This window comes from Kluyvera genomosp. 3 (genome assembly GCF_011765685.1).
GTDB classification, from domain to species: domain Bacteria; phylum Pseudomonadota; class Gammaproteobacteria; order Enterobacterales; family Enterobacteriaceae; genus Kluyvera; species Kluyvera georgiana_A.
The window spans coordinates 2,695,041-2,719,909 of sequence record NZ_CP050321.1; the positions used below are offsets into that span (position 1 = coordinate 2,695,041).

26 protein-coding genes, 1 tRNA gene and 1 pseudogene are annotated in these 24,869 nt (G+C 55.4%); 10 read left to right on the plus strand and 18 right to left on the minus strand.

From position 1 onward, the window contains the following. Window positions 1–95 precede the first annotated feature (95 nt). Both GY169_RS12635 and sodB read left to right on the plus strand, forming a co-directional pair. Window positions 96–911 (plus strand): C40 family peptidase, encoded by an 816-nt coding sequence (locus GY169_RS12635; protein WP_167575956.1) that lies wholly within the window; start codon window positions 96–98, stop codon window positions 909–911. A 123-nt stretch (window positions 912–1,034) separates the two neighbouring features. Then, window positions 1,035–1,616, plus strand: coding sequence for a superoxide dismutase [Fe] (gene sodB, locus GY169_RS12640; protein ID WP_163447457.1), 582 nt, complete (start codon window positions 1,035–1,037; stop codon window positions 1,614–1,616). Window positions 1,617–1,697: 81 nt separating this feature from the next. Here sodB and GY169_RS12645 read toward each other — a convergent pair whose 3' ends face one another. Together GY169_RS12645 and GY169_RS12650 are read right to left on the minus strand one after the other, a co-directional pair. Further along, window positions 1,698–2,864: an MFS transporter gene (locus GY169_RS12645; protein WP_167575957.1), complete on the minus strand. Its 1,167-nt coding sequence runs from the start codon at window positions 2,862–2,864 to the stop codon at window positions 1,698–1,700. Between the two features lie 160 nt (window positions 2,865–3,024). Then, on the minus strand, window positions 3,025–3,114 hold the full coding sequence (locus GY169_RS12650; RefSeq protein ID WP_163447455.1) for a YnhF family membrane protein: 90 nt from the start codon (window positions 3,112–3,114) through the stop codon (window positions 3,025–3,027). A 294-nt stretch (window positions 3,115–3,408) separates the two neighbouring features. On the opposite strand from GY169_RS12650, the gene purR reads away from it, so the two are divergent. Then, window positions 3,409–4,434: an HTH-type transcriptional repressor PurR gene (purR, locus tag GY169_RS12655; RefSeq protein WP_064545731.1), complete on the plus strand. Its 1,026-nt coding sequence runs from the start codon at window positions 3,409–3,411 to the stop codon at window positions 4,432–4,434. A gap of 3 nt (window positions 4,435–4,437) precedes the next feature. On the opposite strand, the gene punR is transcribed toward purR, so the two are convergent. Further along, window positions 4,438–5,364 carry a DNA-binding transcriptional activator PunR gene (gene punR / locus GY169_RS12660; protein ID WP_167575958.1) on the minus strand — a complete coding sequence of 309 codons (927 nt, stop codon included), beginning with the start codon at window positions 5,362–5,364 and terminating at the stop codon, window positions 4,438–4,440. Between the two features lie 112 nt (window positions 5,365–5,476). On the opposite strand from punR, the gene punC reads away from it, so the two are divergent. Both punC and cfa read left to right on the plus strand, forming a co-directional pair. Then, window positions 5,477–6,670 (plus strand): purine nucleoside transporter PunC, encoded by a 1,194-nt coding sequence (gene punC / locus GY169_RS12665; protein WP_167575959.1) that lies wholly within the window; start codon window positions 5,477–5,479, stop codon window positions 6,668–6,670. A gap of 298 nt (window positions 6,671–6,968) precedes the next feature. Beyond that, window positions 6,969–8,117 carry a cyclopropane fatty acyl phospholipid synthase gene (gene cfa, locus GY169_RS12670; protein ID WP_163447452.1) on the plus strand — a complete coding sequence of 383 codons (1,149 nt, stop codon included), beginning with the start codon at window positions 6,969–6,971 and terminating at the stop codon, window positions 8,115–8,117. A gap of 39 nt (window positions 8,118–8,156) precedes the next feature. On the opposite strand, the gene GY169_RS12675 is transcribed toward cfa, so the two are convergent. After that, the gene (locus tag GY169_RS12675; RefSeq protein WP_163447451.1) at window positions 8,157–8,795 is read right to left on the minus strand and encodes a riboflavin synthase subunit alpha; all 639 of its coding nucleotides are present in this window, start codon (window positions 8,793–8,795) and stop codon (window positions 8,157–8,159) included. Between the two features lie 250 nt (window positions 8,796–9,045). Between GY169_RS12675 and mdtK the strand changes: the two genes are divergently transcribed. Next, on the plus strand, window positions 9,046–10,419 hold the full coding sequence (mdtK, locus tag GY169_RS12680; protein ID WP_167575960.1) for an MdtK family multidrug efflux MATE transporter: 1,374 nt from the start codon (window positions 9,046–9,048) through the stop codon (window positions 10,417–10,419). 44 nt (window positions 10,420–10,463) lie between these two features. Here mdtK and zinT read toward each other — a convergent pair whose 3' ends face one another. After that, window positions 10,464–11,111, minus strand: coding sequence for a metal-binding protein ZinT (zinT, locus tag GY169_RS12685; protein WP_167577298.1), 648 nt, complete (start codon window positions 11,109–11,111; stop codon window positions 10,464–10,466). 274 nt (window positions 11,112–11,385) lie between these two features. Between zinT and GY169_RS12690 the strand changes: the two genes are divergently transcribed. Next, window positions 11,386–11,462 (plus strand) — tRNA-Val (locus GY169_RS12690). A 48-nt stretch (window positions 11,463–11,510) separates the two neighbouring features. Here GY169_RS12690 and GY169_RS12695 read toward each other — a convergent pair. From GY169_RS12695 to GY169_RS12715, 5 genes are all read right to left on the minus strand, one after another. After that, window positions 11,511–11,828, minus strand: a complete 318-nt coding sequence (locus GY169_RS12695; RefSeq protein WP_167575961.1) for a putative quinol monooxygenase — start codon at window positions 11,826–11,828, stop codon at window positions 11,511–11,513. Window positions 11,829–11,984: 156 nt separating this feature from the next. Then, the gene (pspE, locus tag GY169_RS12700) at window positions 11,985–12,323 is read right to left on the minus strand and encodes a thiosulfate sulfurtransferase PspE (RefSeq protein WP_167575962.1); all 339 of its coding nucleotides are present in this window, start codon (window positions 12,321–12,323) and stop codon (window positions 11,985–11,987) included. A gap of 131 nt (window positions 12,324–12,454) precedes the next feature. Beyond that, complete coding sequence (locus GY169_RS12705; protein WP_167575963.1) at window positions 12,455–13,084, minus strand: carboxymuconolactone decarboxylase family protein; 630 nt, start codon at window positions 13,082–13,084, stop codon at window positions 12,455–12,457. A 130-nt stretch (window positions 13,085–13,214) separates the two neighbouring features. Beyond that, window positions 13,215–14,198 (minus strand): aldo/keto reductase, encoded by a 984-nt coding sequence (locus GY169_RS12710; protein WP_167575964.1) that lies wholly within the window; start codon window positions 14,196–14,198, stop codon window positions 13,215–13,217. A gap of 16 nt (window positions 14,199–14,214) precedes the next feature. Then, a complete protein-coding gene (locus tag GY169_RS12715) occupies window positions 14,215–14,742 on the minus strand; it encodes an NAD(P)H-dependent oxidoreductase (protein ID WP_167575965.1) in 528 nt (175 codons plus the stop codon). A 142-nt stretch (window positions 14,743–14,884) separates the two neighbouring features. On the opposite strand from GY169_RS12715, the gene GY169_RS12720 reads away from it, so the two are divergent. Both GY169_RS12720 and GY169_RS12725 read left to right on the plus strand, forming a co-directional pair. After that, a complete protein-coding gene (locus GY169_RS12720) occupies window positions 14,885–15,838 on the plus strand; it encodes a LysR family transcriptional regulator (protein ID WP_167575966.1) in 954 nt (317 codons plus the stop codon). A 145-nt stretch (window positions 15,839–15,983) separates the two neighbouring features. Beyond that, entirely contained in the window at window positions 15,984–17,285 is a 1,302-nt protein-coding gene (locus GY169_RS12725; RefSeq protein ID WP_223882094.1) for a uracil/xanthine transporter, read from the plus strand. Window positions 17,286–17,375: 90 nt separating this feature from the next. Here GY169_RS12725 and GY169_RS12730 read toward each other — a convergent pair whose 3' ends face one another. Further along, complete coding sequence (locus GY169_RS12730; RefSeq protein ID WP_163447442.1) at window positions 17,376–17,582, minus strand: glycogen synthesis protein GlgS; 207 nt, start codon at window positions 17,580–17,582, stop codon at window positions 17,376–17,378. A 250-nt stretch (window positions 17,583–17,832) separates the two neighbouring features. Between GY169_RS12730 and GY169_RS12735 the strand changes: the two genes are divergently transcribed. Further along, entirely contained in the window at window positions 17,833–17,973 is a 141-nt protein-coding gene (locus GY169_RS12735; RefSeq protein WP_100250004.1) for a hypothetical protein, read from the plus strand. 53 nt (window positions 17,974–18,026) lie between these two features. Here GY169_RS12735 and GY169_RS12740 read toward each other — a convergent pair whose 3' ends face one another. The 7 genes and pseudogenes from GY169_RS12740 to GY169_RS12770 form a co-directional block, all read right to left on the minus strand. Continuing rightward, complete coding sequence (locus tag GY169_RS12740) at window positions 18,027–18,893, minus strand: oxygenase MpaB family protein (protein ID WP_167575968.1); 867 nt, start codon at window positions 18,891–18,893, stop codon at window positions 18,027–18,029. Between the two features lie 17 nt (window positions 18,894–18,910). Further along, on the minus strand, window positions 18,911–19,786 hold the full coding sequence (locus GY169_RS12745) for an NAD(P)-dependent oxidoreductase (protein WP_167575969.1): 876 nt from the start codon (window positions 19,784–19,786) through the stop codon (window positions 18,911–18,913). Window positions 19,787–19,914: 128 nt separating this feature from the next. Next, window positions 19,915–20,845 (minus strand): annotated as a pseudogene (locus GY169_RS12750) (MurR/RpiR family transcriptional regulator). After that, the gene (locus GY169_RS12755) at window positions 20,811–21,761 is read right to left on the minus strand and encodes an ABC transporter substrate-binding protein (protein WP_223882095.1); all 951 of its coding nucleotides are present in this window, start codon (window positions 21,759–21,761) and stop codon (window positions 20,811–20,813) included. The pseudogene GY169_RS12750 and the gene GY169_RS12755 overlap by 35 nt, the downstream one beginning before the upstream one ends. Window positions 21,762–21,769: 8 nt before the next feature. Further along, window positions 21,770–22,822 (minus strand): FecCD family ABC transporter permease, encoded by a 1,053-nt coding sequence (locus GY169_RS12760; protein ID WP_167575972.1) that lies wholly within the window; start codon window positions 22,820–22,822, stop codon window positions 21,770–21,772. Then, on the minus strand, window positions 22,819–23,844 hold the full coding sequence (locus tag GY169_RS12765) for a FecCD family ABC transporter permease (protein ID WP_167575973.1): 1,026 nt from the start codon (window positions 23,842–23,844) through the stop codon (window positions 22,819–22,821). Before GY169_RS12765 ends, GY169_RS12760 begins: the two co-directional genes overlap by 4 nt. After that, window positions 23,844–24,665, minus strand: coding sequence for an ABC transporter ATP-binding protein (locus tag GY169_RS12770; protein WP_167575974.1), 822 nt, complete (start codon window positions 24,663–24,665; stop codon window positions 23,844–23,846). Before GY169_RS12770 ends, GY169_RS12765 begins: the two co-directional genes overlap by 1 nt. Window positions 24,666–24,869: the final 204 nt, after the last annotated feature.

The window sequence follows — 24,869 nt, forward strand, 5'->3', positions numbered from 1 at the left end:
ATTAACATTTCGTGTTTTTATGGATTAGAATCGTTGAGTTTTGTAAACCATACCCAGGCAAGGATATTTAGCCTGCATACTCAGAGGGTTGTTCAGTGGCGCAGATAAAAAAATGGTCGTTCACGCTCTGTGCATTGTTGTTTACATCATTATCCTTCACGCCGTTGGCGCATGCTACAGGGCATGCCAAAACACCCACGGCGCAAAAGTCGCTTCCCGTAAAAGGCAGCGAACGTAAGAAAAAGAATACGGTCAGCAAATCCAACACCAAGAAAAAGACCGCCACTACCGTTACGAAGAAAAAAACCACATCGGTTGTCGCTAAAAAAGCGGCCCCCACCTCTCGCAAAACCGCCGCAACGAAAACCACGAAAACACGCGCGGTGAAAACCGCCAACGTGGTGACCACCTGTAAGACGACGCGTAAAGGCCATAAGAAAACCTGCACCACCAGCCCGGTAGAAACACAACCCACCACGATTGCGCAGGCACACAAGGTTCGTGTCCAGAAAGCGCAGAAAACCGCGATGAACAAACTGATGGGTCAGTTGGGTAAACCTTACCGCTGGGGGGGGAACTCACCGCGTACAGGCTTCGATTGCAGCGGCCTGGTTTACTATGCGTATAAAGACCTGGTAAATATCCGCATTCCCCGCACCGCGAACGAAATGTATCACTTACGCGATGCCCGCCCGGTGAACCGTAGTGAACTGGAAAGCGGCGATTTAGTCTTTTTCCGTACCCAAGGCCGCGGCACCGCCGATCACGTCGGCGTATATGTCGGTAACGGCAAATTCATTCAGTCGCCGCGTACCGGTCAGGATATTCAGATTACCTCGCTCAGCGAAGATTACTGGGTCCGCCATTACGTTGGCGCCCGCCGCGTGGTGACCCCGAAGACCATTCGTTAATCACTCACCCCGTTTGTTAATAAACGGGGTAAGCTTATCTTTTCTCTCACCTTTTAATTTGCTACTCTATCCATACTCAATACAGGGTTATTGAGAGTACACAATAATAAAAGGAGAGTAGCAATGTCGTTCGAATTACCTGCATTACCGTATGCCAAAGACGCTCTTGTTCCACATATTTCCGTGGAAACGCTCGAGTATCATTATGGTAAACACCACCAGACTTACGTTACCAACCTGAACAACATGATCAAAGGCACCGCGTTTGAAGGTAAAACGCTGGAAGAGATCGTGCGCACTTCTGAAGGCGGCGTGTTCAATAACGCAGCTCAGGTCTGGAACCACACTTTCTATTGGCACTGCCTGGCGCCAAATGCCGGTGGCGAACCGACCGGTGCTGTCGCAGAAGCCATTAATAAATCCTTCGGCAGCTTCGCAGAGTTCAAAGCGCAGTTCACCGATGCCGCTGTGAAAAACTTCGGCGCTGGCTGGACCTGGCTCGTGAAGAAAGCAGACGGCTCTCTGGCCATCGTGTCGACCTCTAACGCGGGCACTCCGCTGACGACCGACGCCAAACCGCTGCTGACCGTTGACGTGTGGGAACATGCTTACTATATCGACTACCGCAATGCGCGTCCGAACTACCTCGAGCACTTCTGGGCTCTGGTTAACTGGGCATTCGTAGCTGAAAATCTGTCAGCATAAGTAGCAAAAAACCCAGCGTCGCAAAGCTTCGCCGGGTTTGATTGATTAACGCAGAGGGAAACGCCTTCTGCGTTTTTTTTGTTACTGGCTGGCGATGGCCTCTTCACCATGACGACGGCCGCTCATGAACACCACCAGCAGGGCCAGCGCGGCGACAATCGCCCCCATCACCGGCACAAAGCTGTAGCCCAGTCCACCGGAAATCACCGCCCCACCGGCCACCGCACCCAACGCGTTACCCAGATTAAACGCCCCAATATTGACCGAAGATGACAGCCCCGGCGCTTCGTGCGCCACACGCATAACACGCATCTGTAACGGCGGTACCACGGCGAAGGTTGCCGCGCCCCACACCACCATGCTGAACGCGGCACCGACCTGCGTTTGCGCAAGGAACGGTATGGCCAGCATGATAGCCATTAACAGCAGCAGGAACCCCTTCAGCGTGCCGCTGACTGAACGGTCAGCAAATTTGCCACCGAGGTAGTTACCGATAGAGAACCCAACGCCAATCAGCACCAGCATCAGCGTAATGAAGCCCGGAGTCGCATCCGTGATCGTACGCAACACTGGTGAGATATAGGTGTAAAGCGTAAACATTGCGCCAGCGCCGAGTACGGTGGTCAGCAGTGCGGAAAGCACCTGTGGGCGCACCAGCACCGACAGTTCACGTTTCACATCAGGTTTTTCACCCGCCCCGCCCTTCGGCAAGGACAACCACAGACCGATAATGGCGATAATCCCCAGTCCCGCAGTCGCCAGGAACGACATACGCCAGCCGATTGTTTCACCCAGCCAGGTTGCCGCCGGCACGCCGCCAATATTGGCGATCGTCAGACCCATAAACATCGTCGCCACCGCGCTGGCCTGCTTATGTTTCGGCACCACGCTTGCCGCTACCACTGAACCCAGGCCAAAGAACGCACCGTGGTTCAGGCTGGTAATAATGCGCGACAGCATTAAGGTGGTGTAGTCCGGCGAGATGGCCGACAGCACGTTGCCAAGGGTAAAAATGGCCATCAGAAAGATCAGCGCGTTGCGGCGGGCACGATGAGAAAGCAGCAGCGTCATCAGCGGCGCACCGACCATCACGCCAACCGCATAGGCGCTAATCAGCATACCGGCAGCCGGGATCGAGACGTCAACGCCCTTTGCTATGACCGGCAGTAACCCCATCGGCGAGAATTCGGTGGTCCCTATGCCAAAAGCGCCAATGGCCAGCGCGAGTAAGGGAAAATTGATTTTCATGCAAAAGCTCCGATTGGCCGCACGACAGACGCGGCATGGCAATATAGGGCAAAAGCATGACATTAATCACAGAAAAGCAGAAGTGTACAAAACAGCAAAAGATTATTGCTAATTTGCTAACAATCAGACATGAGGGCGCGAACGCCCCCTCATGGAAGAATCAATGCAGAACAGCGGTAAGTCCAGCGGCGACGATCAACGCCAGCACAATAACGGTCGTGGTGAGTGACATCTTAAGTTCGGTACTCATCAATTTTTCTCCTTTTTATGACCACAGCAAAACTGAGCTCACTCATTTTTGCACAGATAATCGTAAAAATCTTCACAGATTTAGCAGGATGTTGGTTTTTGCTCTTCCACTTTGCGTCCGGATACGTCAAAATTCGACGCTTATTTATAAGCGTACCGGCCATTGACCCCCTCCTGTCGTCCTGTATCGTTTTCCTGGCGAACCGCAATCCACAAAATTGCGTCAGGGTGTATAAAGGCAAACGTTTTCGTTTCGAGTTTATCAGGGGCAGGCCAGGGTCTGGAGTGAGATGGAATGGCAACAATTAAAGATGTAGCGAAGCGCGCAAACGTTTCCACTACAACCGTATCACATGTAATTAACAAAACGCGTTTTGTCGCCGAAGAGACGCGGGAAGCGGTGTGGGCAGCGATTAAAGAGCTGCACTACTCGCCAAGCGCCGTTGCCCGTAGCCTGAAGGTCAACCACACCAAATCGATTGGTTTGCTGGCGACCAGCAGCGAAGCGGCCTACTTTGCTGAAATTATCGAAGCTGTTGAGAAAAACTGCTTCCAGAAGGGCTATACCCTGATCCTTGGCAACGCGTGGAACAATCTCGAGAAACAACGCGCCTACCTGTCAATGATGGCGCAAAAACGCGTTGATGGCCTGCTGGTGATGTGTTCCGAATATCCGGAGTCCCTACTCTCAATGCTGGAAGAGTATCGCCATATTCCAATGGTGGTGATGGACTGGGGCGAAGCCAAAGCCGACTTTACCGACTCGGTCATCGACAACGCCTTCGAAGGCGGCTATATGGCGGGCCGTTATCTGATCGAACGCGGCCACCGTGATATCGGCGTCATTCCTGGCCCGCTGGAACGTAACACCGGCGCAGGACGCCTGGCTGGCTTTATGAAGGCCATGGAAGAAGCGCAAATCAATGTTCCGGCAAACTGGATAGTCCAGGGTGACTTCGAGCCTGAGTCTGGCTATCGCGCTATGCAGCAGATTCTCTCCCAGCACCCGCGCCCTACCGCTATCTTCTGTGGCGGCGACATCATGGCCATGGGCGCGCTTTGCGCCGCCGATGAAATGGGGCTGCGCGTGCCGCAGGATATTTCGCTGATCGGGTATGACAACGTGCGTAACTCACGTTTCTTTACCCCGGCGCTGACCACCATTCATCAGCCGAAAGACTCACTTGGTGAGACGGCCTTCAATATGCTGATGGATCGTATCGTCAGCAAGCGCGAAGAGTCGCAGTCGATTGAGGTGCATCCGCGCCTGATCGAGCGACGTTCCGTGGCCGACGGCCCGTATCGCGATTACCGTCGTTAAGGGTTAACTGTGGGCGTCCTGAACGGGCGTCCGCAGCCACTCATCGTTTAGCGTCTCGCTATCCCCCAAATATTCCAGCAGCCAGCTTAACGCCGGCGACGCTTCGCTCTGTTGCCAGGTCAGACAACAGGCTGCATCCGGGAACGGATTCTCCAGTTCCAGCGCAACCCACTCTCCGCTTTCCAGCCACGGCTGCGCCTGATGCCCCGGCACCATCGCCGCACAGAGTCCAGCAGAAATACAGGTCTCCGACGACGACCAGTCCGGCACCACCACCCTCTTCTGGTTATCAAGCAGCCAGGTCGTTCGCTTGGGTAGCGACCGTGAGGTGTCTTCCCGCACCAGCGACGGCCAGTTGCGCAGCACGTCATCGCTCAGCGGTCCGTCCATCTTCGCGAGCGGATGCGTACTGGCCACCACGCAGTGCCAGTTGAGCATGCCCATGTCGCGAAAGGCAAAACGGCCACCAACCGGGATGGCCTGCGTCGCGCCAATCGCCAGCTCCACGCGCCCATCCGCCAGCGCATCCCAGACGCCGTTAAACACTTCCTGATAGACAATCAGTTCGACGTCGCTGAAGTGGCGATAAAAATCGACAATCAGCTGACGGGTGCGCTGAGGTTTCACGATGTTATCAACGGCAATCGCCAGCTGGCCGCGCCAGCCGTTGGCAATCTGCTGACACTGCTGACGAGTGATCTGCATTTTTTTGATAACAGAACGCCCTTCTTTCAGAAACCATGCTCCCGCAGGCGTTAATTCAACATCCCGATGGCGACGTTCAAACAACGGCACCGCCAGCCATTCCTCAAGCTGTCGCACCGTATAGCTTACTGCAGAGGGCACCCGGTGTAGCTCCTGCGCCGCGGCGCTAAAGCTACCGTTGCGCGCGACCGCATCAACCACTTCCAGAGAATATTCAGACCACATTTTCTGCCTGCAAAAAATTTGAATCCATGCCTCAAATATTAGCGTTTCACAACCGGGAATGCACTCTCTACACTCAGCGGCACAGTGTGAACTACGATAAAAAAGGCAATTTATGCAACCTGGGAAAGGATTTTTAGTCTGGCTCGCGGGACTGAGCGTGCTGGGCTTCCTGGCTACCGATATGTACCTACCGGCGTTCGCCGCCATTCAGCAAGACCTGCAAACGCCGGCATCCGCCGTCAGCGCGAGCCTGAGTCTGTTCCTCGCGGGTTTCGCCGTGGCGCAGCTACTGTGGGGGCCGCTGTCTGACCGCTATGGCCGTAAACCGATCCTGCTGGCCGGTTTGACCATTTTTGCCATCGGCTGCCTTGGCATGCTGTGGGTTCGCGATGGTACCACCCTACTGGTGCTGCGCTTCGTGCAGGCGGTTGGCGTTTGCGCCGCCGCGGTGACCTGGCAAGCCATGGTTACCGATTATTATCCCGCTCAGCGCACCAACCGTATTTTTGCGACCATTATGCCGCTGGTCGGCCTGTCACCTGCGCTGGCACCGCTACTCGGCAGCTGGCTGCTGGCCCACTTTGATTGGCAGGCCATCTTCGCAACGCTGTTTATCATTACCCTGGTATTGATGCTGCCCGCTCTGCGTCTGAAGCCTGCCCACAATAAAAACGTCGCCAGTGAAGAGAAGCTCACGTTTTTACGTCTGCTGCGCAGTAAGGACTACCGCGGCAACGTGCTGATTTACGCCGCCTGCTCCGCCAGCTTTTTCGCCTGGCTGACCGGTTCGCCATTTATTCTGCATGAAATGGGCTACAGCCCGACGGTGATTGGTCTGAGCTATGTACCGCAAACCATCGCTTTCCTGATTGGCGGCTATGGCTGTCGCGCAGCGCTGCAAAAATGGCAGGGTAGCCAAATGTTGCCGTGGCTGCTGGTGCTCTTTGCGCTCAGCGTTATCGGGACCTGGGGCGTCGGCCTCGCGGAAGGCGTCTCCCTGACCGCGCTGTTGATCCCCTTCTGCATCATGGCAACCGCCAATGGGGCGATTTATCCCATTGTCGTTGCGCAGGCGCTGAAGCCCTTCCCACAGGCAACTGGCCGAGCAGCCGCGCTACAGAACACGTTGCAGTTGGGGCTGTGCTTCCTGGCAAGCCTTGCGGTCTCAACGCTGATTGCAACGCCGTTGCTGACCACCACGAGCGTGATGCTGGTCACCGTGGTTCTCGCCGGCATTGGCTACCGCATGCAGCGCTCTGCACGTCGTGCTGAACGTCAAAATGAGCACGCGAATTCCCACGCCTAAACATCACTCATATCAATGCCATAAGAAATGATTAGGGCGCTAAGTTTTTAGTTGAATCAATACACTTAGCGTCCTATACTGGATCGGCATCACATAATTAATATACATTGAACTAATTAAGCGGGAGCAGGATAGCTTCCCGTTAAACCATGGATTGGCTTTCGGCAAGGGGTTCTTCCCTTCCTCTGTGCTACGTCGGATAGCAGGCTCACGAATTTTTCGTGACATTTCTCACAAACCAGAAAAAAGCGTCTACGCTGTTTTAAGGTTCTGATCATCAGGTCGGGATGGAGAAGCTATGAGCTCATCGTGTATAGAAGAAGTAAGTGTACCGGACGACGACTGGTATCGCATCGTTAGCGAGCTGCTAAACCGAGCAGGTATTGAAATCAACGGCAATGCCTCCTGCGATATTCAAGTCAGAAATCCGCGTCTTTTCAAACGTGTTTTACAAGAAGGTTCGTTAGGCCTTGGCGAAAGCTATATGGACGGTTGGTGGGAATGTGACCGTCTCGATATCTTCTTCGACAAGGTGCTGCGCGCCGGATTAGAAAATCAACTTCCGCACCATTTCAAAGATACGCTGCGCGTTGCCGGCGCTCGTCTGTTTAACCTCCAGAGCCGCAGACGCGCCTGGCAGGTTGGCAAAGAACACTACGACCTTGGCAACGATCTTTTCAGCCGCATGCTTGATTCATTTATGCAGTACTCCTGCGGCTACTGGAAAGAAGCCAAAACGCTGGAAGAAGCCCAACAGGCCAAGCTCGACCTCATCTGCCAGAAGTTGCAGTTGAAGCCGGGAATGCGCGTGCTGGATATCGGCTGCGGCTGGGGTGGTTTAGCCGCCTTTATGGCGAAAAACTACGGGGTTAGCGTCAAAGGGGTTACCATTTCCGCCGAACAGCAGAAAATGGCGCAGGCGCGCTGTGAAGGGCTGGATGTGGAGATCCTGCTTCAGGATTACCGCGACCTCAACGATCAGTTCGACCGTATCGTCTCTGTGGGGATGTTCGAGCACGTGGGCCCGAAAAACTACGACACCTATTTCAACGTCGTCGACCGCAATCTGAAGCCCGATGGTCTGTTCTTACTGCACACCATTGGTTCGAAGAAGACCGACAACAATGTCGATCCGTGGATCAACAAATACATCTTTCCGAATGGCTGTTTACCCTCAGTTCGCCAGATTGCCGTCGCCAGCGAGCCTCACTTTGTGATGGAAGACTGGCATAACTTCGGCGCTGATTACGATACCACGCTGATGGCCTGGTACGAGCGTTTCCTCGCCTGCTGGCCGGAAATCGCGGACAACTATTCTGAACGATTCAAGCGAATGTTTAGCTACTATCTCAACGCCTGTGCGGGTGCGTTCCGCGCGCGGGATATTCAGCTATGGCAGGTGATGTTCTCCCGAGGGGTAGAGCACGGTCTGCGCGTCGCGCGCTAGTACTTCAACGCCTGCACCGTGTGGTGCAGGCGTTTTCTTTTACTCTGCAATCGCCTGGGTCACCGCAGCTTCTTTTGCCGCCATCACGCGCTCTACGGTGTCGACAACCGCCTGAGTTTGCGGATCAATCTCGATATTCACGCGATCGCCAAGGCGTTTTTTACCCAGCGTGGTACGCTCCAGCGTTTCCGGAATCAGGTGCACGCAGAAGCGAGTCGCCGTCACTTCCCCAACGGTCAGGCTAATGCCATCAATCCCGATAAAACCCTTATACAAAACATATTTCATCAGCGATGGATCCTGGATTTTAAACCAGATCTGCTTGTTGTTTTCCGAGGTCAGAATTTTTGCGACTTCAGCAGTGGTCATAATATGACCCGACATTAAGTGGCCGCCAATTTCATCGCTGAATTTCGCCGCACGCTCGACGTTAACCAGATCGCCCACCTTGACATCGCCCAGGTTGGTAATGCGCAGCGTCTCTTTCATTAAGTCGAAGCTAATCTGGTCGCCGTTAATTTCCGTGACCGTTAAGCAGCAGCCGTTGTGGGCCACTGAGGCGCCGGTCTCAAGGCCAGACAGCATATGTTCCGGCAGCGCCACGACGTGGGTGCGGAAGTTAGGTTTTTCATCAATGGACACGATTTTTGCCGTGCCCTGCACAATACCAGTGAACATATCGTTAACTCCTGTTAATCATCGTACCGGTATCGCTACCGGTTTATCTGCTACGCACAATAGCAGTTGATAAAACAGGTTGCCACCTTCCGCGGCACGCCCCCTTTTTTTTGACTAGATTAATAGCAAATCCTCGCTACAATATCGGAGCAATTCCTCTATTTATTCTTCTTGCTGCCGGTTAAGGCGGCTTATCTGTCTCCCGTGCTCACGTACGGCGAGAATAAATAACAACAATACAGGTGTTCACGTGCAGAAGTATTTTAGCGAAGCGCGTCAGTTATTAGCTCTGGCTATCCCGGTTATCCTTGCGCAGGTGGCCCAAACAGCAATGGGTTTTGTCGATACGGTCATGGCCGGCGGCTACAGCGCCACCGATATGGCCGCGGTGGCGATCGGTACCTCCATCTGGCTGCCGGCGATCCTTTTTGGTCACGGTCTGCTGCTGGCGCTGACGCCGGTTATTGCTCAACTTAATGGTTCCGGCCGCCGGGATCGCGTCGCCCTCCAGGTTCGCCAGGGTTTCTGGCTGGCCGGTTTTGTCTCAATATTAATCATGGTGGTCCTGTGGAACGCCGGTCATATCATTCGCGCGATGCATAACATCGACCCGGCTCTGGCGGATAAAGCCGTTGGCTACCTGCGCGCGCTGCTCTGGGGCGCGCCGGGCTACCTGTGCTTCCAGGTGGCGCGTAACCAGTGTGAGGGGCTGGCGAAAACCAAGCCCGGTATGGTTATGGGCTTTATTGGCCTGCTGGTGAATATTCCGGTTAACTACATCTTTATTTACGGTCATTTCGGCATGCCGGAGCTGGGCGGTGTGGGCTGCGGCGTGGCGACCGCATCGGTTTACTGGGTGATGTTCTTCAGCATGCTCTACTACGTTCGCCATGCGGGTTCAATGCGCGATATTCGCCATAGTGAGCGTTTCAGCCGCCCGGATTTCGCCATTCTGAAACGTCTGACCACGCTCGGGCTGCCTATTGCGCTGGCGTTGTTTTTTGAGGTCACCCTATTCGCAGTCGTTGCGCTGCTGGTTTCACCGCTGGGGATCGTTGACGTTGCCGGTCACCAGATTGCGCTCAACTTCAGCTCGCTGATGTTTGTCCTGCCGATGTCGCTGGCGGCGGCGGTAACCATCCGCGTCGGCTTCCGTCTGGGCCAGGGTTCAACGCCGGACGCACAGGTTTCCGCGCGTACCGGTTTGGGCGTCGGGATATGCATGGCAGTCTGCACGGCGGTATTCACTAGCTTGATGCGTACCCACATCGCCTTGCTGTATAACGATAACCCCGAAGTCGTCACGCTCGCTGCCCAGTTGATGCTGCTGGCTGCGCTGTATCAGATTTCAGATTCAATCCAGGTTATCGGTAGCGGTATTTTGCGCGGTTATAAAGATACGCGTTCAATCTTCTTTATTACCTTTATCGCCTACTGGGTGCTGGGTCTGCCGTGCGGCTACGTACTGGCGCTGACCGATCTGGTGGTTGAGCGGATGGGCCCGGCGGGCTTCTGGTGGGGCTTTATTATTGGCCTGACGTCGGCGGCAGTGATGATGATGCTGAGAATGCGCTTCCTCCAGCGCCAACCCGCATCGGTCATTCTACAACGCGCCGCGCGTTAATGTGGCTAGCCCCCTCGCCGACTCAGGCTGAGGGGGCGCTGCGCTTAATGGTGCAGCATCTCATCCACTACCTGCTTTTTGGTCAACTGGTACGGGTAGTAAGTCGGCCAGTTGTCCATCTCTGTCAGCAAGGCTTCCTGAGATTTATTCCCCATAAAAATATGGAAGTGAGCGGATTTTCTCGGCCCAATAATATGATCGCTGAACTGCACGTATTTCGGCGCAGCGCTGTTTGCATCCTGACACTCAAACAGATAGCGCACGCCCTTTTTACCTGATGCGTAGGTTAAGACTTTGTGCCCGGCGTAGCGGTACTGGCAAGCGCTGACCTTATCACCAACGTGAAATTCCATGACGCCATTTTCAATACCGATCATATTGACGTTGGTCGCATAGCCCGTGCGGTAATATTCTTTTATCTGCCCAAAGGTTTTACTCTTGTCTTTCGCGGCTTTTTGCTGGAAAACTGGATCCAGGTCGCCGGAAAGCAACAGCGGATACACCGACTCCCACACCCCATCCCAGTCTTCCAGTGGGCGATCTTTTACATCGGCAACATCAAATATCCCTTCTGCCGCCTTCTGCTCTTTTTCCGACAGCGGCTGACCGTGATCGTGGTGCCCATGTGCCAGCGCCTGGCCACTTACCAGTAACGCCCCCGCCACCAAAACCATTTTCCCCAGATGTTTCATTTGCATTTTATCCTTACCGTTTGCGCGAAAAAATAAACGTTATAACATAACATTTTTAATTTCAATCATCAGGGACAAAAAGGGTCGTTAGATGGATTGTCCGAGCAAAGTGACAACACGATAAAATCGAAGGAGATCAACGAAGTTAGATGAACCGCAGAAAAATGCAGCAGAGATGGGCAAAAGTTCTCCAGTCGGGTGAAATCACACATTTTCCGCTTGCCACAGCACGCGGCTGCCGCTAATATTCGTCCCCGTTGTCGCAAGCAACAATGCGTTCGTAGCTCAGTTGGTTAGAGCACCACCTTGACATGGTGGGGGTCGTTGGTTCGAGTCCAATCGAACGCACCATATCTCCTCGATATGGCGCTTTTCTTCTCTCTCTTCTGCGAATCAATCTTACAGTTTCGTTAATCGCTGTACGTTGATGCTTTCCAGTTTCCCATCCAGAATTGCCAGAAAATCATCATGATAGGGCATAGCTACGTGCTTTTTCAGATCGGCTTCCGACTTCCAACGCTCAATAAAAATAAACGACACACCACCTTCATTTGCCAGTTCGCGGACATCGGGAATCGCCCGGCTTTCATGCAGATCGTACTGTAAGCACCCTGCTTCCTGATGCGTGAGAGGCACCATCGCCTGCGCAGCTTTTCTGATGGTATCGATATGTTCCTGGCGGGGCGTCAGGGTAGCAACAATCTTAACTTCGCTCATGTGAGATCCTTCGTGCGTCAATAACAAAATCGGGTGGTTGCACTGGAGATCCACCCGGATACCTGAACTATTGAGGCTAGCAACGTCGTCTCGATTACGCCAATCTATCTTTTATCAACGGGAAAGCCGCTAGCCTACCGCGGGTGGAGAAAAGCACTATTTTACCAGGGGCTGTTTTTTCTCGACATCTTTCAGGCCGCCTTCATTAACTGCATTTTTATAGCCCATTTTTTGCAGCAGCGTTTCCGCTTTGCCTGACTGATTACCGGTGTTGCAGTACAGATACAGCGTGTCATTCTTATCCTGCGTCACTTCCCCAATGCGTTCAGCCAGCTGCTTAAGCGGAATATTCACCGCGCCCTGCACGTGCGTCTCCTGATACTGATCCGCAGTACGCACATCAATCCAGTGTTCCGCAGCCCAGGAGGCAGTGGACGTCAGCAGTACAGCGCCAGCAAGCAGCATGTTTTTCAGTAATCGGGTTGGTTCAGACATGATATTTCCTCATTATTGAATGTCATGTCGAATTATAGCCCTTTGTTTTATATGGAATAGACGAAAAACTCGGTAAAAGGTGACCTGAGTCGTGGATAGGCCTTTTTACCGACTGCTCGCCGTTATGCCGGCTAATTAAGATACTGCGCCAGCACCGCGCGAGCATTAGCCGCAATATCGGGCGCGCATTTTTCCGCTAGCACGGCGACAAAGGCGCGAAGCTGTTCCGGCGTGATACCGTTGTTGCAGCTAATCGCGTAATGGCTTTTCAACTGACTCTCCGCCCCGGGTATCGCCGCCAGAGCCGAAATGGTTGCCAGCTCGCGCGCGGACCAGCTCAGTACATCGCGCTGGAAGATATCGCCAAACAGATGCGCCTTCAGGTAGACATCAATAGCGGGGGCAAAATCGAATAACGGCCCGCTAACCCTCTGCCCCACCAGCCGAGTCTGATTTTCCGTCCCCGCCGCCAGGCTGTCCCAGTTTTCGGGCAGCGGTGTCGCGGTGTTTCCTTCCTGATCCACGATCCCTCTTGCCTGACGGGCTTTGACCACTGACATAAAGCAGCCCAGCGCATTCAGGCTACGCGGGAAGCCGCAGTAGGCGTATAGCTGTACCAGAACCTCTTTGATTTCATTTATCGATAAACCGGCATCCAGCCCCTCATTCAATGCCTGCGTCAGTTTGTCTATGTCGCCGCGCGCGGTGAACGCCGCAATTGGGATCATCGCCTGTTGTTGATTATTCAGTGAGTTTTGCATTGTCTTTTCTCCGTGAGGGGGCCGCGTCCCCATTAGCAGGTAAGTGCGAACAGTATAGTGAGCTCATTTGCGCATGATTAGCGCGGATAATCAGAACTGGCCTATGATTCAATTTCATAAATCCAGGTCGTTACTTGCCAGAGAACCGCAGGATTTCAGCCGGATAGCGTTCGCCCTGAATCGTAATATTGGCCCCTGCAATGCGCTGTAAATCCTGTACATCCAGCCGCACATTGAGTGCGCCAATGTTTTCTTCAAAGCGACTCAGACTACGAGTGCCAAACAGCGGGACAATCCACGGTTTTTGCGCCAACAGCCACGCCAGGGCAACCTGCGCGGGAGTGGCTTGATGACGATCGGCAATTTCGCGAATCAGCATAATCAAACGCTGGTTACTGGCACGCGCCTCCTCGGTAAAGCGAGGCGTTTTGGCACGAATATCATTGCTATCAAATACCGTTTCAGCATCTATTTTTCCGGTTAAAAAACCTTTCCCCAATGGACTGTAAGGCACCAGACCAATACCCAATTCTTGCAGCGTGGGTAGCACCTGTTCTTCAGGCTCGCGAGTCCACAAAGAGTATTCACTCTGTAACGCCGCCAGAGGTTGAACCGCATGAGCGCGGCGAATAGAAGCTTCGCTGGCCTCGGACATTCCGAACCAACGTACTTTTCCCTCCGCTATCATATCTTTTATCGTTCCTGCGACATCCTCCATCGGAACATCAGGGTCGACACGATGCTGATAGCAGAGATCGATATAGTCTGTGCCAAGACGCTTCAGACTGCCCTCCACCGAGCGGCGAATCTGTTCTGGCCGACTGTTTACGCCTCCCCGATGCTCACCGGTTCGTTGATCGATATCCCAGCCAAACTTGGTGGCAATTTTGACCTGGTGGCGCAGCGGCGCAAGCGCCTCGCCTACCATCACCTCATTGGTCCATGGGCCGTACACCTCAGCGGTGTCAAAAAAATCCATCCCGCGAGCCACCGCGCTGCGCAACAGTTCAATCATCTGCCCCCGGTCCGGCAGATCGCGTGCTTTGCCATAGCCCATTGCCCCCAGCGATAGTGCGGAAACCTCCAGTCCTTGCCCCAACTTACGTTTGATCATTTCTCGCTCCTCTGCATTATTTCTCTGCCAGTAGCGTCGCGAAACGGGCCTGAAAATCGGCGACCTTATCTTGATTACCGCTCGCCACCTCATAAAACGCCAGCGGCTTGCAATAGTGCATCCCCACGTAGCGAGCGCTGGCCCTCATCGGCGTCAGTACCTCTTCCATGGTGTTATTCAGCAGACCATCATGCGAGTAAGTAAACTCACTGGCGCCTGCAGTTGTCACTATCTGCAGCTGCTTATTTTTTAACGCCGTACCGCCCGTACCAAACGCCCAGCCGTACGTCCAGACTTCATTGAGATAGGCTTTGAGCATCGGTGTCAGATTAAACCAGTGGATGGGATAGAGAAAAACCACCCGTTCCGCCTCACGGTAAGCCGCCTGTTCAGCGACAACATCAATGGTCGCCACTTCATCACCGTATATCGTCTCAAGGTTACGAACCGTCACGTTGTCTGCGTTTTCTGCCGTTCGTTGCAGGGCGCGGATCACCCTTGATTGGGAAAAATAGGGATGGGAAACAATCACCAATGTCTTCATAGCGTCTTCACCTTATCGCGTTCATCTTGAATGACAGGCAGTATGCCGCTGATGATTGATAACCTTAATAGCGTTTATGGTTGAATCGCCTTCAACCTAAAGTTAATAATGGTGATCCATGAATCCCGTTCAGGAGACCACAATGGAACTCTCGCAACGCGTTCGCGCGATGACATCCTTTATCGATGCTGCCGATGCCGGTAGCTTCGCCGCCGCCGCGCGTCTTCAGGGGGTAAGTACTGCAGCCATCAGCAAAAATATTGCCGGGCTTGAGCAAGCGCTAGGTGTCCGCCTGATGAACCGCACGACACGAAAGCTCAGCCTGACTGAAGAAGGCGCGGCGTTTCTCCAGCAAGCGCGTATCGCTATCGCCGCACTGGATACTGCCGTCGATACGGTAGTGGCAGGCAAAATGGAAACCCGTGGACATGTGCGTATATCCACTAGCGCCGCTTTTGGCCGCGAACAGCTCCTGCCCGCGTTGCCGGGACTACGTCAACGCTACCCCGGGTTATCCGTAGAAGTGGATTTTGACGATCGGGTGACCGATATCGTCCGCGATGGCTACGATCTGGCCATCCGCGGCGGGCGTATCATCGACTCCTCGCTGATTTCGCGCCCGGTATGTCAGCTCAACATGGTGCTGGTCGCCTCTCCGGATTATCTGGCAGAGTACGGCATACCGCAGACACCAGAGGATCTCAAAAAGCACCATCTGATCGCCCGTCGATTTCTCGGCGGACGGGTATCTCCGTGGGGATTCAGTGGCAAAGACGGTAGCCTGACCACCCTTGAGCCCGACTCGGCCGTTATCACCCTCTCCGCCCCCGAAGCTCAGCTTCAGGCGGCCCGGCTCGGGCTGGGGATTGCGCAGGTGGGGGTCCATCATGCCATCACGCACCTGCAAACCGGTCAGTTGAAAGTATTACTTTTTGGCCAGCATGATCCTGGCAGCTATGAAATGGTGATTCAGTATCCACATCGAGCGCTGATTGCCCCCCGCGTACGGGTAACGATTGAGTATCTGCTGGATACCCTGAGGCAGGATCCCTCGCTGCATTTCCCGCTTTCCAGACTGGCGGAGTTCGCGGTATAGGCAATAATGAATATATTCATCACACAAATAATGCATTTCATGCTGCCTGGGCGGCATTTCATTCCGCTTTTCAGGCCGTTAGTGCTGATTTTTCCCGAGGAGTGACAGAAAAGCATACAGTAGCGTTTATTTACGGATGTGCCCTATGCCGATTTCTCTCTTGTCACGCGAAAACCTGCTGTCCGGTTTTCAATGGTTCTTCTTTATCTTCTGCAATACCGTGGTGGTTCCCCCTACGCTGGTTTCCGCCTTCCACCTCCCACAAAGCAGCCTACTGATGTTGACGCAGTACGCGTTCCTGACCACCGCCGTTGCCTGTCTGCTACAAACGTTCTGCGGCCATCGCCGCGCCATTATGGAAGGCCCTACCGGCCTGTGGTGGGGAACGATTCTGACTATTACGCTGGCTGAAGCATCGCGCGGAACGTCGTTGAACGATATCGCCAGCAGTCTGGCGGTAGGTATTGCGATCTCGGCAGTGCTCACCATCCTCATCGGTATCAGCGGGCTGGGAAACCGGCTGGCGAAGTTGTTTACCCCAACGGTGATGGTCACCTTTATGCTTCTGCTCGGGGCACAGCTCACGGCGATTTTCTTTAAGGGCATGTTGGGGCTGCCGTTTGGTATTGCCAGGACTACCGTTAGCCTGTCACTCGCCCCGTTTCTTCTTTCGGTCGCGGTGATGCTGTTTGTGATTGGCCTGATTATTTTCCTGCCGCCGCGTATTTCGCGCTATGCGCTGCTGATAGGTACCGTGGTGGGTTGGGCGGTGTGGCGGATATGTTTTGGCGCCGCAGAGACTGCATTTGGTGAACTGCACTGGCAGTGGTTCCCGCTCGGCAGCCATGGTGCGCTGTCGCCGGGGATTATTCTGACCGCCGTAATGACCGGACTGGTTAACATCAGCAACACCTATGGCGCGATTCGCGGTACCGACGTATTTTACCCATCGGCTACGGCTAGCGGTGCGCACTATCGCCGCAGTTTTATCGTCTCCGGCATCATGACCCTCGTGACCGTGCCATTTGCCGTGATCCCCTTCTCACCCTTTGTTTCTTCCGTCGGATTGTTAACCCAAACTGGCGATAGCTCGCGACGCTCCTTCTTCTACGGCGGAATACTGTTCCTGTTGGTCGCACTCATCACCCCTCTCACCCGCTTCTTCTGCGCCATCCCGTTGGGCGTTAGCAGCGCGGTGATGCTGGTTTCCTATCTGCCGCTGCTCTACTCCAGCCTCGTTTTCAGCCAACAGGTCAAGTTTACCTCGCGGAATATCTATCGCCTCGCCCTGCCGCTGTTTGTTGGGCTATTCCTGATGAGTCTGCCACCCGTGTATCTGCAGGATGTCCCGCTCACTCTCCGCCCGCTGCTCAGCAACGGCCTGCTGGTCGGTATCCTGCTGTCGGTGTTGCTGGATAACATCATTCCATGGGAGCGCATCAGATAAAGGTTCCAGATAGCGGTGTTATCTGGAAACAACAACGGGCACTGTAAAGTGCCCGTTTGAATAAGAACGGGCCATTCGGCCCGCTAATGATTAACACATTTCCAGCGCTTGCGCTTTGGCCCTTTCAGCCTGCTTTCGGTAATGGTCATATCGCGCGCAGAACCAGATTCTCTGCTGTTCGTTCATGTTGCCGGTGATCGTGCTGATGTCGATGGGGTGGCCCACCGCGTACATATGCGCAAAGCTGCGGGCCAGAAAATCAAAATTGTTTAATGCCTGTAGTTCCTGTTTCTGCATTGCATATCCCTCCGATCTGGTACTCGTTTTTAAGGTTATATGCTTTCCTGTTTCCAGTATTCGCCTGTTATCGATATCTCTTTGAACACTGCGTGCGCATTTCAGCAGCGCTACGTCACATTTCGGCAATGAGGCCGGGACAAGAATGACGGTTCGTGCTGAATAGGCGGTCACGTCCATAAGCGGGTACATCAATCAACATTTTTGCAATATACTGTGACAAGTGTAGAACAGAGTGAGTAGATAACGAATGGAAATTGATCTGGATAACCTGGTCTTCGACGGCCTGGAAGAAGCGCAAGAGCGCAATGCGGAACGTCTGGACGATGCAGACAAAAAAGCGCAGGCGATTATTGCCGATGATGACTGCGGCGACGCCTGCAAAATCTGATAAAAAAGCCGGCACTGAGTGCCGGCTTTTTTTCGCTCACTTTTCTACGTTCATCAACGCTGCATACGCCGCATCGCGCAATGATAAGCGCCATTCCGTACCGAGCGGCGCAGGACGGCCGCAATCAGGTGCACGCTACCGCGAACCACACGCTGTTCCACCGGGTTCAGCCGTAAATCCAGCATATCCTGGGCCCAGTCGGGCAGCAAATCGATACCGGCTTTCATAAAAATCTTCCCCGCAGGCTGCGTGAAACGACCAGGCAGCCGGGTGGTCATCAAAACCCTTGCCACTTCCCGGGTACGCGCATCGCAGCGCAGTTGCGGGCGCATCTGCTCAAGATAATCCGCCACCGCCTGGGGCGTTTTGGGCACATTACGCGCCCCCAGTTTTTCGGCAATGCTGGCCGATTCAATAAAGTATTGTGCCTGCCGCGCGGGCGAGACCACCGTACGCCGATAGCGCAGGTGCGAGGCCATAAACGAGCTGCATTCCGCTACGTGGACCCAGGTCAATAAATCCGGATCGCTGGCGGCGTATGGCGTACCATCAACGTCGGTACCGCTAATACGCATGTGGATGGCTTTCACTTTCGCGATCAGCCGTTCGGCATCCGGTTCCGTGGCAAAGGTGGTGGCGGAAATAAACTGGCTGGTTCGGCGCAGACGGCCAAAGATATCCTCGCGGAACGATGAATGATCCCAGACGCCTGCCAGCGCCAGCGGGTGCAGCATCTGCAACAACAGCGCGCTGATGCCGCCGCACAGCATCGACGTAAAATCACCGTGCACCGGCCAGATGGCCGACTGGGGGCCAAACAGCCCCGGTTCGCCGACCGGGTGCTCGAAATCAATTTCCTTGAGCGCCATCCCCGTCAGGCCCAGCACCTGATGCTCAATTCGCTGGCGTAGCCATTCCATTTGCGCCCCCTTCGTCGTCAGGCCTGACGCGCGTTATCCAGCCATGCGTAGACCGCCGCCAGATCCTGTTTAGCCAGCCCGTTTTGCGCGGCATTTTCCCACAGTGCGGCGATATCGCTCATCATCGGCATTGTGCCCTGCGGGGCATTTGCCAATGCCAGGCGTGCGTCTTTCAGCGCATGTTGAAGCTGCATCTGCGGGGTGTAATCCTCTTTGCGGATCATCTCCAGCTTGCCCTTCACATAGGGTGCCGCCAGCGGGCCGCCTTCCAGCGTTTCCCACAGCTGCTCTGGCGTAAAGCCAAACTGTTTTGCCAGTTGCATGCTCTCTGCGACGCCCTGCATCATGGCGATAAGCCAGGCATTAATCACCAGCTTCATTTTCTGGCTGTTGCCCGCCTCGCCGTACCACTGGGTGCCGCGAGAAATGGCGTCGAATACCTGCTGTGCGGCACCAGCGCGCGTCTGGTCGCCGCTTGCCATCACCAGGATTTGCGCGTTTTCAGCCGGCGCTTTAGTGCCAGAAACCGGCGCATCGAGATACAGCATATCCGGGCGCAGCGCATGGAGCAGCGCAATCGCCTCGGCGGTTTCCTGAATACCGATGGTTCCCATCTGGCAGAACGTCGCGCCCTGCGGGCACGACGGCGCAATGGTGCGGATAATGGCTTGCGTGGCGGCACCGTCGGTGAGCATCGCAATAATGACTGACGCATCGGCTACAGCCAGCGCTGCATCGTTGCACAACTGAAGACCGTTGGGTTGGAGATCCTCCCCTCGCCCAGGCGTACGGTTCCAGCCGTACACCGTGAAACCTTTTTTGAGCAGGTTGGCGGCAAATGCGTGCCCCATTGCGCCTAAACCCAGAACCGCTACCGCAGGCTGTGCCTTCATTTCTCTCTCCTCACATGTTCGGTCGTTTTTTGTAGCCTGATGATTTTCCGACCAAAAAGCAACCGGAGAATCCTGCGGCCCATCATAGTTTCCGACCGTGAGGTCTGGCATTAGCAAAGCTTGCGCGATTACCCTTTCCGCCCGCCGGATTTACCGATGGCTTTGTGCAGATCGTTAATACGTTTCATCGAACGAATCGTGCGCTGCGACGCGGTGGATGCCACCGACAAAACCAGCATTTCCAGACACACCATCACCGTACCATGTAGCGGTACCCGGCCATTTTCGCCGCGCGGCACGTGGATCACCACTTGCGACATCTCGCTAAATCGCGAGTCGGTCGCCTGGGTCAGCAAAATCGTTGGAATACCTAACCGCTCGGCCTCCCGAAGCGTGGTCAGCCCCTCACGGTGTGGTGACTTCTGGCCCATCATAATCAGCACATCGCCGCGCTGCAGCGATATCAACTGCTCGGCCAGGCTAAACCCCGTGCGATTCAGCACGTAAGACGGCAGGCCGATACGGTTGAATAACCGTGCGGTGTAGTCACTTAAAATACCCGATGCGCCAATGCCAAACAGCGCCACCTGGCGAGCTTCGCTCAGTAATGCCACCGCCTGGGCAATCGCCGCGCGGTTATCCGGCGTCGCCAACATCTCGCAAGCTCGCTGATGCCCTTCCAGCACGAAGTCAATGCTTGAGCTGACATCGCTGGTGAGTGCCGCGACGGTGGTGACCATCTTTTCTGCGGAACTGATGGTCGGGCCAAACCAGTGCTGCATGGTTTGCTTGAGGTCGCGCAGCCCGGCAAAGCCTAGCGCCTGGATGGCGCGGACCACCGTGGCGTCGGAGGTTTGCGTGGCGGCGGCGATTTCCATCGCCGTGTGGTCAAGCACCGCTTCGCGATTGTCATCAATCCAGTGAACGACCGCCAGCAAACGCGGCGAGAGTTGGGGGGCACGGCTGCGCAGACGTTCGCCAAACAAATCTACCCGCCGCTTTTCGTGACGAACGACCGGCGGTCTCATTTGACCTCCTGCGGGATCGGTCTTCCGGCAATATGCGACTGCACTTCCGCCACCAGCAGGCTTAAAGCGGCATACGAGTTAGAAATGACCTCTTCGCGCGGCAACAGCACATAATGTCCGCTGCGACAGGCACGCATAAAGTCACACCAGCCCGGCAACACTTTCTCCATCTCATCGCGCTCATCCTGCGGTTTACCGCCGGTATCAGAGCGCCAGGTGGCAAAAACAAAATCAGCGTCAAGATCCGGCAACTGCTCGGCGCTCACATCCATACGCTCACCGTCCGGAATGCGCTCAATCAGCGCAGGGAAACGGAAGCCCGCATCACGCAGCACGCGGCCAAGAGCATGGTAAGAATGATGAACCGTTACCTTGCCGTTATTGGCCTGAATCACTGAAACCGTGATTTTCTGCGTATCCACGGTCTGTTTCAGCTGTTGGATTTGCGCCTGATAGCGTCGGTCGAGTATCGCCAGACGCGTCTCAGTGCCGGTCAACTGCGCCAGCTTGCGGTAAATCCGCGGCGCGCTACCCAGCAGATGGTCAATACTCACCGTCGGCGCAATCTTCGCCAGCTGTTCAATCGGCACGTTACGGTTTGGCTCGGTGATGATCAGATCCGGTTTCGCCGCCGCCACCGCTTCAAGGTCAATGTCGGCGGTACCGATGAATTTAATGTCGCTATTATCGAAATCCACACCGGTCAACTGCGCGCTTGAACGCAGATAATGGCTGCCGTCCGGACGCGTGCGCCCGTGGCTCGCTACCGGCGGTACGCCGAGCTCAATCAGCGGAATGGTAATATCAAGATCGTGCATAGAAACAATGCGCTTCGGGTGTGCCGGCACCTGCACGACACGCCCGAGATCGTCGGTGAATGCCTGCGTTTGCGCACCGGCCACCGCGCTTATCAGCCACAAAGCGGGGAATAGCCCTCGAAAAGTCATCCTGAACCTCATAACGCGTCGCGACGACGCCACAACAGTAAAATAAAAAAGGGGCAGCCAATCAGCGAAATAATGATTCCCGCCGGAATTTGTAACGGGGCAAACGCCAGTCGACCAATCGTATCGGTCAATAACACCAGCAACGCGCCAATCAGCGCGCTGCCGGTCAGCAGCGACACCTGGCCGCCGGGAAGGAGAAAACGCGCCATATGCGGCGCCATCAACCCGACGAATCCAAGGCTCCCCACGCATGAGACGCTCGCTGCCGTCAGCAGAACCGGCGCAAGGAAACGCAGCAGGGTCAGCCGCGCCTGGCGAACGCCGAGACTGCTGGCAACCTGATTGCCCAACATCGCCACATCCGCCGCTCGAGCGCTCAAGTAGAGGATGACCACCGCCGGTAGCGCCCACGCGACGGCGACCGCCAGCAGCGGCCAGGTCGCCGCATGCAGGCTACCCGCAAGCCAGGTCATCGCCGTTTGTACATCACGAATATCCGCCGTGGTGACAAACAGCCCCATCGCTGCCGACAGCGCCCACGACACGCCGATGCCAATCAAAATAAAGCGCGGGCGCGAGAGATCGCGCGCCAGTACCATCACCAGCAGCGCGACCAGCATGCCACCGAGCATTCCCGCAAGCGGACGCCATGTCAGGCTCAGTGAAGGAAAAGCCAGAATCAATGTCAGCACCACCACGCTGGTGCCCTCTTTCACGCCAATCAGCCCTGGGTCAGCCAGACCGTTGCGAGTGATCGACTGCATCGCGGCCCCGGCCAGCCCAAGCATGCCGCCGCAGAAGACAGCCATCAGCAGGCGCGGCAGGCGAATATCGCGCACGATATACACCTGCTGAGCGCTCAGTACGTCCGGATAAAACAGCGCGCGGCCAATGGCGCTGGTGGGAATCGGCAGCGATCCGCGCGTCACGCCGTAGATAACCAACAGCCCCACCGCCAACGCCAGCATGGCAGCTATCTTTACCAGTCGGGGACGCAGCAGCACACGAAATGGCCCCCACGTCAGAGGACGAAAACCCGCTTTGCTTAACGCATGCCTCATTTAAAAAACCTCACGGCAATGGCGATAAAAATCGGCGCGCCGACCAGCGCGGTCATCACGCCGGTCGCCAGCTCCTGCGGAGCCAGCAGCCAGCGGGCCAGAATATCGGCCAGCAGCAGCAATAATGCGCCGGTCGGTAGCGCCAGCAGCAGCCCGATACGGATATCCTGCCCGGCCCAGCGGCGAATGGCGTGCGGCACCACCAGCCCGATAAAACCGATTGGACCGGCGATGGACACCGATGCCCCGCACAGCAGCGCAATCGCCAGCACGCCCAGTATGCGCGTACGGGTTACCGCAACGCCCAGACTGCTCGCCACGCGGTCGCCGAGCGCCAGAATATTCAGCCGGGGGGCGAGGAACGCCGCCAGCCCCAACCCCAGCAGCGCCGGAAGACTGGCGACGCGCAGCGTATGCATGCTGACGCCCGACAAATCACCCGCCAGCCAGGTCCGCATGGCCTGTAGCGTCTGCTCATCGAGGATCAGAATCGAGGCGGTCACCGCCGAGGCAAATGCCGACAGCGCCACGCCACAGAGGGTAATCTTCATCGCCGTCGCCCCTGCGCGACCGGAGGAAGCCAGCAGCATCACCAGGCCGAACAGCAGTGCTGCGCCGCCAGCCGCGATCAGAGGGCGGCTGACGCCCCATTCGCCGAACGAGATCCCGGCCGCCGAACAGGCCACCACCGCCAGCGTCGCTCCGGCGTTCAAACCGAGAATATGCGGTTCACCCAGCGGGTTGCGGATTACTGTTTGCAGCAGCAGACCAGCGACACCCAGCGCGGCTCCGGTCATTAGTGCCGCCAGCAGGCGAGTGAGACGCAGACTCACGATGATACGGTGGTCAAAATTGTGCGGGTCATAATGCAGTAGCGCATCAATCACGACACGCGGCGCAATTGCCCGCGCGCCCAGTCCAAGATGGATCACCGACGCAACACATAACAGGCAGCCGAGTACCGCGAACGCGGCTGACGGATAACGTGCGCCTCGACGCGTAAGTACGCTTTGTATCGACATCAGACGGTTACCGGCCGGGCGCTGAAGGGCATAAAGAGGGGCTTACCGCTTTGTGGGTTATGCAGCATCTGCACATCAACGTCGAACACCAGCTTAATCAGCGCGGGCGTGCAATCCTGCGAGTCGTGAATTACGCCCGCAACCTGCCCCTGCTTCATAAACACCAGCGTGTCGGCATAGTTCACGGCGAAATTAAGGTCGTGCAACACGGTAATGACCGTTCGTCCATGTTCGCGGGTCAGCTGTTGTAGCAGTTCAAGAATTTCCACCTGGTAGCGGAGATCAAGCCAGGTGGTGGGTTCATCCAGCAGGATAGTCGGCGTTTGCTGCGCCAGCGCCATGGCTATCCAGCAGCGTTGGCGCTGACCGCCAGAAAGGCTGTCCACCGTCAAATGCGCGTACTCAAGCGTGCCGGTCAGACGCAGCGCTTCTTCCACCGCACATTCATCCTCCGGGGACCACTGGCGAATGAGCCCCTGCCAGGGATAGCGCCCGCGCGATACCAGTTCAAACACCGTCAGCCCTTCCGGCGTGAGCGGCGATTGCGGCAGAAGGCCCAACTGGCGCGCCACCTGCTTCGTCGGCTGCTGATGAATATCTCGCCCATCCAGACGCACGCCGCCCCCGAGCGGTTTCAGCATCCGCGCGATGGTGTTCAGCAAGGTTGATTTACCGGAACCGTTCGCTCCCGCCAGCACCGTCATTTTTCCGACGGGCAGCGTCAAACTAACGTCATTGACAATACGTTGGCCGCCATAGCCGGCGCACAGGGACGCCAGTACAATCCCGCGTTCCTGCGGGTTTTCTTGCCGCTGAGGCATATTTCTTTCTCTCCGGCCGCAACGACGTGGTATCGTCCTGCACCTTAAATAAATCTCATTCTCTTTTGATCATGCTATGCCGTCATGTAGTAGTCAATAGCGCTACATTACCGCTTTATTTCATCAGGCTTTTAGCCCCTCACTCACCTCTACGGTTAAACCACTATAAATAAAATCATTTAATTTCAATTTATTAACAGAAAA

Excerpts from the sequence above, each read along its gene's own strand:
- cfa (WP_163447452.1), top strand. The coding sequence starts at position 6,969 with ATGAGCTCATCGTGTATAGAAGAAGTAAGTGTACCGGACGACGACTGG.
- GY169_RS12720 (WP_167575966.1), top strand. The coding sequence starts at position 14,885 with ATGGAACTCTCGCAACGCGTTCGCGCGATGACATCCTTTATCGATGCT.
- pspE (WP_167575962.1), bottom strand. The coding sequence starts at position 12,323 with ATGTCTGAACCAACCCGATTACTGAAAAACATGCTGCTTGCTGGCGCT.
- GY169_RS12730 (WP_163447442.1), bottom strand. The coding sequence starts at position 17,582 with ATGCAGAAACAGGAACTACAGGCATTAAACAATTTTGATTTTCTGGCC.
- punR (WP_167575958.1), bottom strand. The coding sequence starts at position 5,364 with ATGTGGTCTGAATATTCTCTGGAAGTGGTTGATGCGGTCGCGCGCAAC.
- GY169_RS12705 (WP_167575963.1), bottom strand. The coding sequence starts at position 13,084 with ATGCAAAACTCACTGAATAATCAACAACAGGCGATGATCCCAATTGCG.
- GY169_RS12725 (WP_223882094.1), top strand. The coding sequence starts at position 15,984 with ATGCCGATTTCTCTCTTGTCACGCGAAAACCTGCTGTCCGGTTTTCAA.
- GY169_RS12710 (WP_167575964.1), bottom strand. The coding sequence starts at position 14,198 with ATGATCAAACGTAAGTTGGGGCAAGGACTGGAGGTTTCCGCACTATCG.
- GY169_RS12770 (WP_167575974.1), bottom strand. The coding sequence starts at position 24,665 with ATGCCTCAGCGGCAAGAAAACCCGCAGGAACGCGGGATTGTACTGGCG.
- GY169_RS12745 (WP_167575969.1), bottom strand. The coding sequence starts at position 19,786 with ATGAAGGCACAGCCTGCGGTAGCGGTTCTGGGTTTAGGCGCAATGGGG.
- sodB (WP_163447457.1), top strand. The coding sequence starts at position 1,035 with ATGTCGTTCGAATTACCTGCATTACCGTATGCCAAAGACGCTCTTGTT.
- zinT (WP_167577298.1), bottom strand. The coding sequence starts at position 11,111 with ATGAAACATCTGGGGAAAATGGTTTTGGTGGCGGGGGCGTTACTGGTA.
- GY169_RS12715 (WP_167575965.1), bottom strand. The coding sequence starts at position 14,742 with ATGAAGACATTGGTGATTGTTTCCCATCCCTATTTTTCCCAATCAAGG.
- GY169_RS12695 (WP_167575961.1), bottom strand. The coding sequence starts at position 11,828 with ATGAGCGAAGTTAAGATTGTTGCTACCCTGACGCCCCGCCAGGAACAT.
- GY169_RS12645 (WP_167575957.1), bottom strand. The coding sequence starts at position 2,864 with ATGAAAATCAATTTTCCCTTACTCGCGCTGGCCATTGGCGCTTTTGGC.
- punC (WP_167575959.1), top strand. The coding sequence starts at position 5,477 with ATGCAACCTGGGAAAGGATTTTTAGTCTGGCTCGCGGGACTGAGCGTG.
- GY169_RS12650 (WP_163447455.1), bottom strand. The coding sequence starts at position 3,114 with ATGAGTACCGAACTTAAGATGTCACTCACCACGACCGTTATTGTGCTG.
- GY169_RS12755 (WP_223882095.1), bottom strand. The coding sequence starts at position 21,761 with ATGACTTTTCGAGGGCTATTCCCCGCTTTGTGGCTGATAAGCGCGGTG.
- GY169_RS12740 (WP_167575968.1), bottom strand. The coding sequence starts at position 18,893 with ATGGAATGGCTACGCCAGCGAATTGAGCATCAGGTGCTGGGCCTGACG.
- GY169_RS12765 (WP_167575973.1), bottom strand. The coding sequence starts at position 23,844 with ATGTCGATACAAAGCGTACTTACGCGTCGAGGCGCACGTTATCCGTCA.
- GY169_RS12760 (WP_167575972.1), bottom strand. The coding sequence starts at position 22,822 with ATGAGGCATGCGTTAAGCAAAGCGGGTTTTCGTCCTCTGACGTGGGGG.
- purR (WP_064545731.1), top strand. The coding sequence starts at position 3,409 with ATGGCAACAATTAAAGATGTAGCGAAGCGCGCAAACGTTTCCACTACA.
- GY169_RS12735 (WP_100250004.1), top strand. The coding sequence starts at position 17,833 with ATGGAAATTGATCTGGATAACCTGGTCTTCGACGGCCTGGAAGAAGCG.
- GY169_RS12675 (WP_163447451.1), bottom strand. The coding sequence starts at position 8,795 with ATGTTCACTGGTATTGTGCAGGGCACGGCAAAAATCGTGTCCATTGAT.